The following is a 13,305-nucleotide window of genomic DNA, read 5'->3' on the forward strand; positions in this document are numbered from 1 at the left end:
TCTCATGCGCTGCGCGAGGCGAGGGGCCCGGCCGCCCCCCTCCCACGGGACCGCCGCAGGCGGATGGGGCCGGCCTCTCGGCGGGCACCCGAGGCCCCGGGCGCATCTCCTCAGTAGGCGCCGGAGGAGCTGAACACCGCCTTGAAGGTCTTGACCAGGATGCTGAAGTCCTGGATGAGGGACCAGTTGTCGACGTAGTACAGGTCCAGACGGACCGTGTCCTCCCAGGACAGGTCGGAGCGGCCCGAGACCTGCCACAGGCCGGTGATGCCGGGCCGGACGTCGAGGCGGCGCCTCACGTGCTGCTCGTACTTGTCCACCTCCGACTTGAGGGCCGGGCGGGGCCCCACGAGGGACATGTCGCCCTTGAGGACGTTGAAGAACTGGGGGAGCTCATCGATCGAGAAGCGGCGGATGAAGCGCCCCACCTTCGTGATGCGAGGGTCCTCCTTCATCTTGAACAGGACGTCCCCGTCGGACTCGTTCTGGTTCTGCGCGATGAGCTGCTTCTTGATCTCGGCCGCATTGGTGACCATCGACCGGACCTTGTAGCACTCGAAGGGCCGGCCGCCGATGCCGATCCGCTGCTGCTTGAAGAGGATCGGGCCGCCGTCCTCGCGCTTGATGGCGAGGGCCGTGATTCCGATGACCGGCAGGCTGACGAGGATGAGCAGCGACGAGCACACGATGTCGAAGGCGCGTTTGGTGATCTGGTTGTAGCTGTGCGTCGACGGCTTGTCGATGTACATGAGCGGCATGCCGGCCACTGGGCGCATGGTCATGCGCTGGGCCGCGATGTCGCTCAGCGCCGGGACGACGATGAGTTCGACCTTCTCGGCCTCGAGTTTCGCGGCCAGGCGGTTGAACATGTGGGAGCGCGGGAACGAGCCCTCGGCGAAGACGATCGTGCTGACATCGGTGGTGCGCGCCACGTCGAGGGCGTTCTCCGGGGCGCCCACGGCCGGGATGCCCGGGAACTGCGGGCAGGCCATCACGTTCGGGGTCAGCACGCCGACGACGTCGTAGCCCAGCCAGCGCTCGCGTTTGAAGACGCGGATGATGTCGGCGACGTGGGCGGCGTCCCCGGCCACGACGACCGAGCGCCGGACGCGCCGGTGCCGGTGCAGGGCGAAGAGGAGGCGGCGGCCGATCCAGCGGCCGAGCAGCAGCGCCGGGATGCCGACGACGTAGGTGAGGAGGAAGTAGCCGCGCGAGACGGGCACGTCGAACAGGAAGACGCCCGCCCCGGTCAGGCCGATCGCGACGAGCGAGCCGTGCAGCACGTTGCGGTAGTCGATGACGTCGATGCCGAAGTTCCGCACGCCGTAGGCGCCGCACTGGCGCAGGCAGACGAGCCAGACGAGCACCGTGACGAGGGCCGCGGCGCCGGTCGTGCCTCCGGTGCCGAGCCAGGTGAGCGAGTCGCGGAAGCGGACGGCGACACCGGTGGCGATCGCCATCGCGATGAAATCGGAGACGACGGCGCCCACCACGGCCAGGCCGTTGTGCCTGCGCACGCGGTCGCGCGGCTCGACGCCGCTGCACCATGCGGGTTCCGGCCCGGAGCCCGCGCCGGCCCGCGGGAACAGCTCGTCGAGGTTCCCTTCGTCGAAGTCGGCGAGTGAGTGATCCTTGGTGATGAGCGACATGGCAGGTATCCGCGGACGGAATCACCAGCTTTCGATGAGGGGGTGTACTGCGTGTCCATGCGGAAACCGGCGCCGAACCGGGCCGGGAGGTGCGCTCGTGCCGGGGGCCTCGACGGCCTCTCGGCGCGAGCGCGGCGACCCGCCGGTCGATGAGTCGGATCTCCAGCTGCGGGTGCAACGGGGGGACGGAGACGGCTTCGCGCAGAAGATTACAGCTTCCCGTGCGGGGAGCCGAGTCCTCGGGGCGGTCCTCAATCGTCTTCCAGCGAGCGGTTTTCACGCCTCTGCTGAGCGCCGGCCCCGCCTGGGACCGTGATGGTGCTTGTCACTCAGGGTTTTGTTCGCTCCCAGCTGTGAATGGGCTTGGAATCGACTGTGAGATCAACTGTTGAGGATTGCACAAACGTGCAGGATGCCTGGGTGAAAATGTCTTCTGGCCTGGTCAAACGCTCCTGTGCTGATTCTGTGTGCGACGACGGACGATACCCTGATTCCATCCTCAGGGTCCCCTGATTCTGCGATGTGAGACGTCGACCCGGGCGGGTCGCCCCGTCCGGACGTCAGTCCGTGGTGGCGGACATGGTCTGCGCGCCGTTCGGTTCCGCTTGCGGAGGCGTTTCGCTTGCGGAGGCTTTGCGGCTAAACTTCAGCTCTTGGTGGCGCAGTGCGCTCTCGGGGCGGTCGTCCCCGTGGTGCCGCTGGGCTCCGAAGGGCACTAGCTCAATTGGCAGAGCAGCGGTCTCCAAAACCGCAGGTTGGGGGTTCAAGTCCCTCGTGCCCTGCAAGGGCACGTCCCGTCGCGGCCCGTGCGGGGCGTGCCCTTGACGTGCGGGCCGGCCGGTCCGCAGAACGACGCACTGGGACGCGATCCGTCCCGGGGCCACCGGGGGCGCCGGTCGGTGCTCCCGCAGAAGACTCGAACAGGGGCAGTACGTGGCCGATGACAGCATGCACGCGGGTGACGCGCAGCGCGCCCCGCGTCGGGGCGACGGCGGGAAGGCCCCGCGACGGGACGGCGTCGAGAAGGGGCCCCGCCGGATCCCGCGCGCCGGCAGGCCGGCGCGCCGTTCGGCCTGCGCCGAGGACTCCGCGAAGGGCATCAAGCGCAAGCACACGACGGCCCCGGTCCGCCGCGCTGACGGTGCGGGGAAGAGGTCGGGCCGGCAGCAGGCCGAGCGCAGGCGCGCCACCCCGTGGAGCTTCGCGAAGCAGTCGGTCGGCGAGCTGAAGAAGGTCATCTGGCCCAACGGCCAGGAGGTCGGTCAGTACTTCATCGTCGTGCTCGTCTTCGTCGTGCTCATCATGGCCATCGTCGCGGGTCTCGACTACGGCTTCGCGAAACTGTTGCTGAAGCTGTTCGGCTGAGGACCAGGAGGAGGATACACGTGACTGAAGTCCCTGACGACGGGCCCATCGAACCCGCCGACGACATCCGGATCGATCTCGGACCCGCCGAGGAGTCCTCCGAGAGCGCCGACACCGGCATCAACCTCGACTTCGCGGACTTCTCGTCCGACGCGGACGACGTCCAGATCGACCTGAACGCCGTGGATGAGGCCGAGCGCGCCGCGGAGGAGTCCGCCGCCGAGCCCTCCGCCGAGGACACGGAGACCGACGAGGCCCTCGCCAAGGCGCTTGAGGAGCTCCACGCCGAGCTCGTCGTCAAGCCCGGCGACTGGTTCGTCGTGCACACGTACTCCGGCATGGAGAACCGCGTCAAGCAGAACATCGACAACCGCGTGAAGTCCCTCAACATGGAGGACTTCATCTACGAGACCGTCGTCCCCACCGAGGACGCGGTCGAGATGCGCAACGGTCAGAAGAAGAACGTCACCCGCACCTACATGCCCGGCTACGTGCTCGTGCGCATGGAGATGACCGACGAGAGCTGGGGTACGGTGCGCCACACCCCGTCGGTGACCGGTTTCGTCGGCAACGCCCAGGAGCCCACCCCGCTGAGCCTGTCCGAGGTGGAGGGCATGCTGACCCCCGCGGTCGTCGCCCGGGTGAACGCCGAGCACCAGTCCCGGTCGGGCCGTGCCCGGGCCAGGGTCGAGGTCGTCGACTACGCGGTGGGCGACCAGGTCATGGTCGTCGACGGCCCCTTCGCCGGCGTCCATGCGACGATCACCGAGATCAACACCCACAACCAGCGCTTGAAGGCCAATGTCGAGATCCTGGGTCGGGAGACCCCGGTAGACTTGACCTTCCCGCAGATCCAGAAGGTCATGGACTGAGGACCTGCACGGCCCGCGGCGGGCCGGGGCGGCAGGGCGCCCGACAACCATCCCGATGCGCGAGCCCTCGCAGCGCGCACCGGGGACCAGCGAAGAAGGACCCGACACATGCCTCCCAAGAAGAAGGTAGCGGCGATCGTCAAGGTCGCCATCCAGGCTGGTTCCGCAACCCCCGCGCCCCCCGTCGGCACCGCCCTCGGCCAGCACGGCGTCAACATCATGGAGTTCGTCAAGGCCTACAACGCCAAGACGGAGGCCATGCGCGGAACCATCGTCCCCGCGGAGATCACGATCTACGAGGACCGCACCTTCACCTTCATCACGAAGACCCCGCCGGCCGCCGAGCTCATCAAGAAGGCCGCCGGCATCCACAAGGGCTCGGGCAAGCCCGACAAGGAGAAGGTCGGCACCATCACCGCCGACCAGGTGCGCGAGATCGCCCAGACCAAGATGCCCGACCTCAACGCCGACGACGTCGAGGCCGCCATGGGCATCGTCGCGGGCACCGCCCGCTCCATGGGCGTCGTCGTCGAGTGAGACCGGGCACCATCCCGGAACCGCACGGCGCACGGCGCCGTGCTCAGAGACCTGGCAGGGGTTGTGCCCCCTCACCAGGAACTGGTGGATCAGCCCGCGAGGCTGACGGAAGGGAACCAGCATGAAGCACTCCAAGCGTTACACCGCCGACGCGCAGCTGCGCGGTGACAACCAGCAGTACTCCCCCGAGGAGGCCCTGGCGATCATCAAGCAGTACAAGCCCGGCAACTTCGACGAGACCGTCGAGGTCTCCATGCGCCTCGGCGTCGACCCCCGCAAGGCCGACCAGATGGTGCGCGGAACGGTCAACCTGCCGAACGGCACGGGCAAGACGGCGAGGGTCCTCGTCTTCGCCCAAGGCGCCAGGGCCGACGAGGCCGTCGCCGCCGGAGCCGATGAGGTCGGCGCCGACGAGCTCATCGCCAGGGTCGCCGACGGCTACCTCGACTTCGACGCCGTCGTCGCCACGCCCGATCTCATGGGCAGGGTCGGTCGGCTCGGCCGCGTGCTCGGCCCCCGCGGCCTCATGCCGAACCCGAAGACCGGCACGGTGACCATGGACGTCGCCAAGGCCGTCTCGGACATCAAGGGCGGACGGATCGAGTTCCGCGTCGACCGGCACGCCAACCTGCAGTTCGTCATCGGCAAGTCGAGCTTCGACCGCGACGCCCTGCTGGCCAACTACCGCGCCGCCGCCGACGAGGTCTACCGTCTGCGGCCCAGCACGGCCAAGGGCCGCTACGTGCGCAAGATCACGTTCTCCACGACGATGGGTCCCGGCGTCCAGGTCGATCCGCTCGCCGCTCGTCCCACCGAGTCCTGACCACGGCCGAACCGGCGCCGGAGGGCCGGCCCTCCGGCGCGTCACGGGCGTCCCGCGCCCGTGGCGATGGCCCGGCGGCCGGCCCCCGGCCGGGGCGCGTGGCGCTATCATTGCCGGGCATGACCGACCAGAATGTGCGAATGCCCAAGTCAGGAGCTTCTCGAATCGTCGCCGGGGAGCGTCCTGCCGACTGGGTCAACCATCCCGCGGGCCTCGAGGTCGAGCGCCACTGCCTCGACGCCGCGCCCGGGGCCCTGTACGACTACCGCGCCGGGTGGGAGCACCAGCGCCGGGTGCTCGACGAGGTCTGCCACCACCGGGCGCCCGACAGGGTCATCCTCTGCCAGCACGAGTCCGTCTACACCGCCGGACGGCGGACGAAGGACGAGGACCGTCCCCTCGACGGCACGCCCGTCATCGACGTCGACCGAGGAGGGGACATCACCTGGCACGGGCCGGGGCAACTCGTCGGGTACCCCATCGTCTTCCTCCAGCGGGGGGTGGGGGTCGTCGACCACGTGCGCCGCCTCGAGGAGGCCGTCATCCGGCTGCTGGCCGACTACGGTCTCGCGACCGGGCGGGTGCCGGGCCGGACCGGCGTGTGGCTCCCCTCCGACGGCCTGCGCCCCGAGCGCAAGATCTGCGCCATCGGCGTGCGCTGCGCCCACCGGACGACCATGCACGGTTTCGCGCTGAACGTCGCGCCGGACCTCGAGCGCTTCGACACCATCGTCCCCTGCGGGATCACCGACGCCGATGTCACCTCGATCCGTCGCGAGCTCGGGAGCGCCCCGAGCCTGGAGCGGGTCGCCGACGACCTCGAACCCCGGCTGCGCGAGCTGCTGGCCATGCGCCCCTACCGGATGAGCCCCGACATCCCCAGGAACGCCCACCCGCGCTTCTGCCGTCCGAGGGCCGACCGGCCGTCCCCCCGCACCCCGGAGGGGGCGCGCTCATGACCGGCGCGACGACTCCCGCGGGCGCGTCCGCGGCGAGGACCCCGGAGGGGAGGGGGCCCGGCGGACGCAGGATGCTGCGCATCGAGGCGAGGAACGCCCGGACCCCCGTCGAGCGGGACCGTCCCGAGTGGCTCAGGACGCGCCTGAGCGCCGGCCCGGACTACCAGGACGTGCGCCGTCGCATGGTGGACGGCGATCTGCACACCGTGTGTCGGGAGGCGGGCTGCCCGAACATCCACGAGTGCTGGGAGGACCGCGAGGCCACCTTCCTCATCGGCGGCGACAGGTGCACCCGTCGCTGCGACTTCTGCCAGATCACCTCGGCCCGGCCCCGGGGGTACGACACCGCCGAGCCCCTCCGCGTGGCCCGATCGGTCGAGCGGCTCGGGCTGCGCTACGCCACCGTCACGAGCGTCTGCCGCGACGACCTGCCCGACGAGGGCGCCTGGCTGTGCGCCGAGACGATCCGCCGCATCCACGAGCTCAACCCCGGCGTCGGCGTCGAGATGCTGGCCCAGGACTTCTCGGCCGACCCCGCGAAGCTGACGGTGGTCTTCGACGCCCGCCCGGAGGTCTTCGGCCACAACGTCGAGACCGTCCCGCGCCTGTTCGGGCGGATCCGCCCCGGTTTCAGCTACGAGGGCTCCCTGTCGGTCCTCGAGCAGGCCCACGAGGCCGGTCTCATCACGAAGTCGAACCTCATCCTCGGCATGGGGGAGACCGACGAGGAGGTCGTGGAGGCGCTGTGCGACATCCGCGACACCGGCGCCGAGCTCATCACGATCACCCAGTACCTGCGCCCCGGCCCGACGCTGCGCCCCGTCGACCGCTGGGTCCGGCCGGAGGAGTTCGTCCGTCTCGGACGGCTGGCCGAGCGGATCGGCTTCGCCGGCGTCATGAGCGGGCCCCTGGTGCGCTCCAGCTACCGCGCCGGGACGCTGTACCGCCGCGCGATCGAGCGGCGCGCGGACGGGGACGGCCGGGCCGACCGCGCCGAGCTCCTCACCGGTCGCTGATCCGTCCGGGCCCTGCCGCGGGGGCCGCCCGACTTGGCTCGTGCGCGCCCGGAGAGTACAGTCTGTCGGGCCGAAGACCGCTGGTGGTTCTCCACAATGCCATCCCCTCGTGGGGCGGCGCCCGCGCAGGTGCTGATCCGACGCCCATGTGTCATGCCCCAGTGCCCGCGCACCGGGGCTTTCCCATGCCCGGGGCCGCCGGAGTCCTCGGCCGGAACAAGAAGTGGGAAGGAGACCCAATGGCGAGGCCTGAGAAGGCGGCCACGGTCGAGCGACTCTCCGCGCAGTTCGCCGAGAGCAACGCCGCCGTGCTGACCGAGTATCGCGGACTCAGCGTCAAGGACCTGAAGACTCTGCGCAGGTCCCTCGGCGGCGACGCCGCCTACGCCGTTGCGAAGAACACCCTGACCAAGCTCGCTGCCGCCAGGGCCGGCGTCGAGGGACTCGACGACCAGCTCTCCGGCCCGACGGCCATCGCCTTCATCACGGGCGACGTCGTCAACGTGGCGAGGGGTCTGCGCGACTTCGCAAAGGACAACCCGCTTCTGGTCATCAAGGGCGGCGTCATGGACGGCAAGATCCTCGACGCCGACACGGTCAGGAAGCTCGCCGATCTCGAATCGCGCGAGGTGCTGCTCGCCAAGCTGGCCGGCGGCATGAAGGCTTCCATGAGCAGGGCGGCCGCCCTGCTCGCCGCCCCGCTCACGCAGGCCGCCCGCGCCATGGGCGCCCTCCAGGAGAAGGCGGCCCAGGACCCCTCCGTCATCGGCGGGCCCGGAACCCCCGCCACCGACCAGGAGCGCACCACCGCCGATGATTCGGCACCCGAAGCAGCGGATGCTGCCGAGGCCACCACAGACGCGGCTGACGCTGCATCGAACGAGTAAGGAAGGACGCCCAGCATGGCGAAGCTCAGCACCGAGGAGCTCCTTGACCAGTTCAAGGACATGACCCTCATCGAACTGTCCGATTTCGTGAAGGCCTTCGAGGAGGCCTTCGACGTCGAGGCCGCCGCCCCCGTGGCCGTCGCGGCGGCCCCGGCCGCCGGCGTCGCCGCCGCTGACGGCGAGGCCGCCGCCGACGAGGGCGATGCCGAGGTGGACGTCGTCCTCGAGGCCGCCGGCGACAAGAAGATCCAGGTCATCAAGGAGGTCCGTACTCTCACGAGCCTCGGCCTCAAGGATGCCAAGGATCTCGTCGAGGCCGCCCCGAAGGTCCTCCTCGAGAAGGTTGCCAAGGAGACCGCCGAGCAGGCCAAGGAGAAGCTCGAGGCCGTCGGCGCCACCGTCTCCTTCAAGTGAGACGCTCCGGAGCGAGGCGCACGGCTCGGCCCGTCGGCTGAGGAACGGCGCCGCAACGGGCACCACCCCGCGGGGTGGTGCCCGTTCGTCGTCCCGGTGCGCTCCTTCCGCCCGGGGCCTGAACGGCTCCCGGACGGGGCGAACCGGTACGGTGGAGGCGTCCCGGGGGGGGGAGTCGGGCGCAACGGGGGAGGATCGACCTTTTGAACGCAGCACGGGGCGGGCCGGCGCGGAGTGGGCGCAGCCGCGGTGAGATCATCCGGTGGTCGACCATCGGGCTGGCGCTCGCGCTCGTCGTCGTGCTCTTCGCGCTCGGCGCCGGGCCCTCGCGGGACGAGCGGGCCACCGCCGGTTCGGAGTCGGCCCGGGCGATCTCCACGACGCCCGCCACGGCCGGCTCGCCGGCCGGTTCCTCGCTGTCGACCGACACCCAGGCCTACGGCGAGCTGTCGGGTCACGCCGATGCCGGCTGGGCGAGCATCCAGCCGGTGCAGGGCCAGTGGGCGGCCCTGGTGGGCAGCCATGTCGTGCTGTCGCCGAACCAGCCCGCCTCGCGTCCCAGCGGCAAGGCCACCGTCGACTCCGCGCCGATCGTCCTCGCGGAGTACGAGGCGCTCGTCGACCGCTTCGCCTTCGACGGCACCCAGGTGCTGCTCGTGCGCCGTTCGGCCTACGGTCCGGCGGTCACCGACGACCAGTTCATCTTCGTCACCCTCGTCTCCAAGGGCTTCGGCTCCGGCGGGGACGTCCAGGGCTGGTGCGACGAGCACTACGCGAACCTCGGCGCCGGCGCCGACCGTGATGCGGCGTGCACGCCGGTCCAGTTGCAGAGGCGCTGAGGCGCTGAGGGGCGCCCGACGGGTGGTGCCGGGCGGTGGTCGTGGCCAATGTGGCGTCCGCTGGTTCGGTTCGTCGTCGCCGGTGCGCGTCGGCGGATCGTCGTAAGAGGGAATCCGGTGCGAGTCCGGAGCTGTCCCGCAGCGGTCAATGGGAACGAGGTCGAGGGCCAGCAGGTCGGCAACGCGGCGGCGGGCGACCCGGCCCTGCGCAGGGCCATGGTGACGGGCGTGAACCGTCAGCAGATGATCGACGACAGCCTCATGGGCCACGGCACCGTCGCCCTCGACATCTTCGACTCGTTCGACTGGGGCATCAAGGCCGACACCGCCTCGCTCGTGGACGGCGACGCGGCCGGCGCCCAGAGGATCCTCGAGGACGCGGGCTGGCGGGCCGGCTCGGACGGCATCCGCGCCGAGGACGACCAGCGGGCCTCCTTCCAGCTGCTCTACCCGCCGAACGACTCGGGGCGCCAAGCCATCGCCGAGGCCTTCTCGGCGCAGATGGCCCCGCTGGGCATCGAGGTCGAACCGACGTCCGGCGACTTCACCTGGCAGGTCGACCACAACCGCTCCAACGCGGTCGTCCTCGGCGGCGGCCGACTCAACCCCTACCACGAATACACCATGCTCCGCAGCTCGTCGGGCCACTCGCGCGGCTGGTCGAACATCTCCTGCTACGCCAATCCGACCGTCGACGGGCACCTCGACGAGGCGCTGGCCGCCTCCGACCAGGGGACCGCCCGCGAGCAGTGGCACGCGGCGCTGTGGGACGGCACGACCGGCGGCTCGATCCTCGGCGACGCCCCGTACGTGACGATCTGCTACATCGTGACGATCTGCTCCATCACGCACAACTACTTCGTGCGCGACGGCCTCGGCATCGGGACCCAGCGCGTGCACCCCCACGACCACTTCCTCCAGGTCATCCACAACCTCGGCTCGTGGGGCGTCTCGGCGTGAGCACGATCGCCTCCCGGACCGCCGCTCCCGCCCCCGGACGCCGCGCCGGTCTCGTCGGACCGGCGCGGCACGCGCTGGAGCAGGTCCTCAAGTGCGCCTCGCTGGTCCTCGCGGTGAGCGCCCTGACCCTCTTCCTCGCCGAGGCCTCGCCGATGGACCCGGTCGACTCCTACCTGGGCGCCGAGAGCGCCATCGACCCGAGCCAGTACGCGGCCCTGACGGCCAAGTGGGGCCTCGACCGGCCGGCCGTCGAGCAAGTTCGTCCTGTGGTGGGGCAACGCCCTGCACGGAGACCTGGGCACCTCGCTCATGCCGCAGCGCCCGGTCGCCGAGGTGATCGCCGAGGGCCTGTCCGACTCGCTCATGCTGCTCACCACGGCCTGGGTCGTCTCGGGCCTGTTCGGCGGGGCGCTCGGCGTCATCGCGGGCAAGAACCGCGACCGCTGGCCCGACCGGCTGATCAGCGCGGTCTGCTACGTCTTCGCTGCGCTGCCGACCTTCTGGTTCGGCCTGCTCATGCTCCTGCTGTTCGCCGTCCGGCTCGGCTGGTTCCCGATCGGCCTGTCCACGGGCGCCGGCGTGACGATGGCCGACTCGGGCCTGGGGGAGCGGATCCACCACATGATCCTGCCCGCCCTGACCCTTTCGACCTGGCCGACCGGCCCCCCTCGGCCGCCAGCCCGTTCGGCACCGACTGGATGGGCCGCGACATGCTCATGCGCACGCTCAAGGGCCTGTCGATCTCGATCCGCATCGGCCGTTCGCCTCGCTGGTCTCCACTCTCATCGTCCTGCTGCTGGGGGCGGCGCCGCCGTCTGCGGCGGCTGGGCCGACAGGATCGTCCTGTGGCTCATCGACCTCATGCAGGGCATGCCCCACCTCGTCCTCATGATCTTCCTCTCGATCCTCGTCGGGCGCGGCATCCCCGGCGTCATGATCGGCGTCGCGGCGACCCACCGGGTCTCCCTCGCCCGCATCGTGCGCGCCGAGACGATCCACCTGCGGGCCAGCCCGTACGTCATCGCCTCGCGTCAGATGGGGCGCGGCCGATGGTTCATCGCCCGGGCGCACTTCCCGCCCCACATCGTGCCGCAGGTCCTGGTGAGCACGGTGCTCATGTTCCCGCACGCGATCCTGCACGAGTCCGGCCTGACCTTCCTCGGCTTCGGCATCCCCGGCCAGCTGCCGGCCGTCGGCGTCATCCTGTCGGAGTCGGTGCGCTATCTGTCCACGGGCGCCTGGTGGCTCGGCGTCCTGCCCGGCCTGGCGCTGCTGGCCATCGTCCTGGTCATCGACCGCTGCGGCGACTCCCTGCAGGCCCTCGTCAGCCCGGCCTCGGCGCAGAACCAGGAGCTCGTGATGCCCCTCCTCGAGATCGACGGCCTGCGGGTCGGCTTCATGATGTACCGCTCCCTCCTCCGGCGCGCCGTCGGCTGGGCCGTCGACGGCCTCGACTGCGCGCCGGAGGAGGGGCGGGTCCTCGGCATCGTCGGCGCCTCCGGCTCGGGCAAGTCGCTCCTCATCGTGGGCCTGCTGCCGTGCAACGCCCGGACCGTCGGGACGATGACCTACGACGGGCGGCCGCTCACGCCCGAGCGCACGAGGACGCTGCGGGGCACCGGGTTCGCGCTCATCCCGCAGTCGATCGGCCACCTCGATCCGCTCATGCGGGTCCGCCGGCAGCTGTTCACCGGCGCCCGGCCCGACCCCGACGAGCTCGCCGGGACCGCCGAGCGCTTCGGCATGCGGGCCGGCGACCTCGACAAGTTCCCCTTCCAGCTCTCCGGCGGCATGGCCCGGCGCGTGCTGCTCGCCACCGCCATGCTCAGCCCCGCCAGGCTGATTCATCGCCGACGAGCCCACGCCCGGACTGTCCGTGGACCTCGCCGAGCGGATGCTCGTCGACTTCCGCGCGATGGCCGACGAGGGGCGCTGCCTCCCCATCATCAGCCACGACGCCGACCTCATCAGCGCCGTGGCCGACCGGGTGCTCATCCTCAACGGCGGGCGGGGGATCGCCGAGATGCCGGCCGCCGAGTTCATGGACCCCGACCACCACGACCACGGCCGGTACGCCGCCGGGCTGTGGCGGGCCCTGCCGCAGAACGACTTCGACGACGCCGACCTGTCACCGGCCGTCGGGGCCCGCCCGACCGAGGACGAGGGGGTCGATCGTGCTGAGGGCTGAGAACATCCGCTTCGCCTACCGCGGGGGGACGCCGATCCTGCGCGACGTCAGCCTCGAGCTGGCCCCCGGCCGGGTGCTCGGCCTCCTCGCCCCGTCCGGCCACGGCAAGAGCACCCTCGCCCGCATCCTCGCCGGCTGGGAGCGCCCGGACAGCGGCGCCGTGACGCTCGACGGCGGCCCGCTCGGGGCGCACCGCCCCTGCCGGGTGCAGTACCTCAACCAGAGCCCCGAACTCGCGGTCGACCCCCGCTGGCGGATGGAGCGCGTCCTCACCGAGTGCTGGCCCGTCGACGAGCGGACCCGCCGGGCGCTCGGCCGCCTCCCCGGCGGGCTGAGCGGGGGAGAGCTCCAGCGCTTCTGCATCGCCCGCGCCCTGCACCCGCAGCTGCGTCATCTCGTCGCCGACGAGATGACGACGATGCTGGACCCGATCACCCAGGCCCTCATCCGGTCGCGCCTCGTCGGGCTCATCCGCGAGCGGGGGATCGGGCTGCTCGTCATCACGCACAACCCGGCGCTGGCCGGGCGGCCGTGCGACGACATCGTCCGCCTGGAGCGGATCAACCACCTCGACCCCGACGAGTCCCGACCCTGACGGCGCGCGCCGGCGCGCCGTCCCGGGAGGCGCCGGCGCGTGCGTATCATCAACGGCGTGGTCCTGCTCCGCGGCCTCGCGCGACGCGTCGGCCCCGGACGAGTGCCCCGCGGGGGGTCCCGGCGCGAGCTTGCCCTTCTGGCGGCGAGGGTCTATAGTTAGTGGTTGCTTATCGCCATAAGGACGACCCGTCTCGCCGCG

12 protein-coding genes, 1 tRNA gene, 1 pseudogene and 1 riboswitch are annotated in these 13,305 nt (G+C 70.9%); of the genes and pseudogenes, 13 read left to right on the forward strand and 1 reads right to left on the reverse strand.

Annotation, left to right across the window (positions count from 1 at the left end; all coding sequences use genetic code 11):
* Positions 1-110 precede the first annotated feature (110 nt).
* Positions 111-1,649, reverse strand: coding sequence for a sugar transferase (locus tag EGX94_RS09565; RefSeq protein ID WP_021798266.1), 1,539 nt, complete (start codon positions 1,647-1,649; stop codon positions 111-113).
* Between the two features lie 709 nt (positions 1,650-2,358).
* On the opposite strand from EGX94_RS09565, the gene EGX94_RS09570 reads away from it, so the two are divergent.
* From EGX94_RS09570 to EGX94_RS09640, 13 genes and pseudogenes are all read left to right on the forward strand, one after another.
* Positions 2,359-2,431, forward strand: a tRNA-Trp gene (locus tag EGX94_RS09570).
* A gap of 151 nt (positions 2,432-2,582) precedes the next feature.
* Entirely contained in the window at positions 2,583-3,014 is a 432-nt protein-coding gene (gene secE, locus EGX94_RS09575) for a preprotein translocase subunit SecE (RefSeq protein WP_021798259.1), read from the forward strand.
* A gap of 14 nt (positions 3,015-3,028) precedes the next feature.
* Positions 3,029-3,886, forward strand: a complete 858-nt coding sequence (nusG, locus tag EGX94_RS09580) for a transcription termination/antitermination protein NusG (protein ID WP_390899211.1) — start codon at positions 3,029-3,031, stop codon at positions 3,884-3,886.
* Positions 3,887-3,994: 108 nt separating this feature from the next.
* Positions 3,995-4,423 (forward strand): 50S ribosomal protein L11, encoded by a 429-nt coding sequence (rplK, locus tag EGX94_RS09585; protein ID WP_021798262.1) that lies wholly within the window; start codon positions 3,995-3,997, stop codon positions 4,421-4,423.
* Between the two features lie 121 nt (positions 4,424-4,544).
* Positions 4,545-5,246: a 50S ribosomal protein L1 gene (gene rplA / locus EGX94_RS09590; protein ID WP_021798250.1), complete on the forward strand. Its 702-nt coding sequence runs from the start codon at positions 4,545-4,547 to the stop codon at positions 5,244-5,246.
* 119 nt (positions 5,247-5,365) lie between these two features.
* Positions 5,366-6,205 (forward strand): lipoyl(octanoyl) transferase LipB, encoded by an 840-nt coding sequence (gene lipB, locus EGX94_RS09595; protein WP_051245329.1) that lies wholly within the window; start codon positions 5,366-5,368, stop codon positions 6,203-6,205.
* Between the two features lie 71 nt (positions 6,206-6,276).
* Positions 6,277-7,221, forward strand: a complete 945-nt coding sequence (locus tag EGX94_RS09600; protein ID WP_021798264.1) for a lipoyl synthase — start codon at positions 6,277-6,279, stop codon at positions 7,219-7,221.
* A 239-nt stretch (positions 7,222-7,460) separates the two neighbouring features.
* On the forward strand, positions 7,461-8,108 hold the full coding sequence (rplJ, locus tag EGX94_RS09605; protein WP_021798260.1) for a 50S ribosomal protein L10: 648 nt from the start codon (positions 7,461-7,463) through the stop codon (positions 8,106-8,108).
* 15 nt (positions 8,109-8,123) lie between these two features.
* Positions 8,124-8,522, forward strand: a complete 399-nt coding sequence (rplL, locus tag EGX94_RS09610) for a 50S ribosomal protein L7/L12 (protein WP_123826235.1) — start codon at positions 8,124-8,126, stop codon at positions 8,520-8,522.
* Positions 8,523-8,725: 203 nt separating this feature from the next.
* Positions 8,726-9,361 carry a hypothetical protein gene (locus EGX94_RS09615; RefSeq protein ID WP_021798854.1) on the forward strand — a complete coding sequence of 212 codons (636 nt, stop codon included), beginning with the start codon at positions 8,726-8,728 and terminating at the stop codon, positions 9,359-9,361.
* 56 nt (positions 9,362-9,417) lie between these two features.
* Positions 9,418-9,559: riboswitch (cobalamin riboswitch) on the forward strand.
* Positions 9,554-10,321 (forward strand): annotated as a pseudogene (locus EGX94_RS09620) (ABC transporter substrate-binding protein); the annotation flags it as partial. Its footprint overlaps the riboswitch before it by 6 nt.
* Before the next feature lie 309 nt (positions 10,322-10,630).
* A complete protein-coding gene (locus EGX94_RS13880; protein WP_021798850.1) occupies positions 10,631-12,502 on the forward strand; it encodes an ABC transporter permease subunit in 1,872 nt (623 codons plus the stop codon).
* Positions 12,496-13,104 (forward strand): ABC transporter ATP-binding protein, encoded by a 609-nt coding sequence (locus tag EGX94_RS09640; RefSeq protein WP_021798856.1) that lies wholly within the window; start codon positions 12,496-12,498, stop codon positions 13,102-13,104. The genes EGX94_RS13880 and EGX94_RS09640 overlap by 7 nt, the downstream gene beginning before the upstream one ends.
* The last annotated feature ends 201 nt before the right edge of the window (positions 13,105-13,305 follow it).

This window comes from Propionibacterium acidifaciens, assembly GCF_003798325.1.
In the GTDB taxonomy this organism is placed as follows: domain Bacteria; phylum Actinomycetota; class Actinomycetes; order Propionibacteriales; family Propionibacteriaceae; genus Propionibacterium; species Propionibacterium acidifaciens.

Bases quoted from the DNA above. Each gene is read 5' to 3' on its own strand.
- EGX94_RS09600 (WP_021798264.1), top strand. From the start codon at position 6,277: ATGCTGCGCATCGAGGCGAGGAACGCCCGGACCCCCGTCGAGCGGGAC.
- EGX94_RS09565 (WP_021798266.1), bottom strand. From the start codon at position 1,649: ATGTCGCTCATCACCAAGGATCACTCACTCGCCGACTTCGACGAAGGG.
- lipB (WP_051245329.1), top strand. From the start codon at position 5,366: ATGACCGACCAGAATGTGCGAATGCCCAAGTCAGGAGCTTCTCGAATC.
- rplJ (WP_021798260.1), top strand. From the start codon at position 7,461: ATGGCGAGGCCTGAGAAGGCGGCCACGGTCGAGCGACTCTCCGCGCAG.
- rplA (WP_021798250.1), top strand. From the start codon at position 4,545: ATGAAGCACTCCAAGCGTTACACCGCCGACGCGCAGCTGCGCGGTGAC.
- EGX94_RS13880 (WP_021798850.1), top strand. From the start codon at position 10,631: ATGCCGCAGCGCCCGGTCGCCGAGGTGATCGCCGAGGGCCTGTCCGAC.
- rplK (WP_021798262.1), top strand. From the start codon at position 3,995: ATGCCTCCCAAGAAGAAGGTAGCGGCGATCGTCAAGGTCGCCATCCAG.
- rplL (WP_123826235.1), top strand. From the start codon at position 8,124: ATGGCGAAGCTCAGCACCGAGGAGCTCCTTGACCAGTTCAAGGACATG.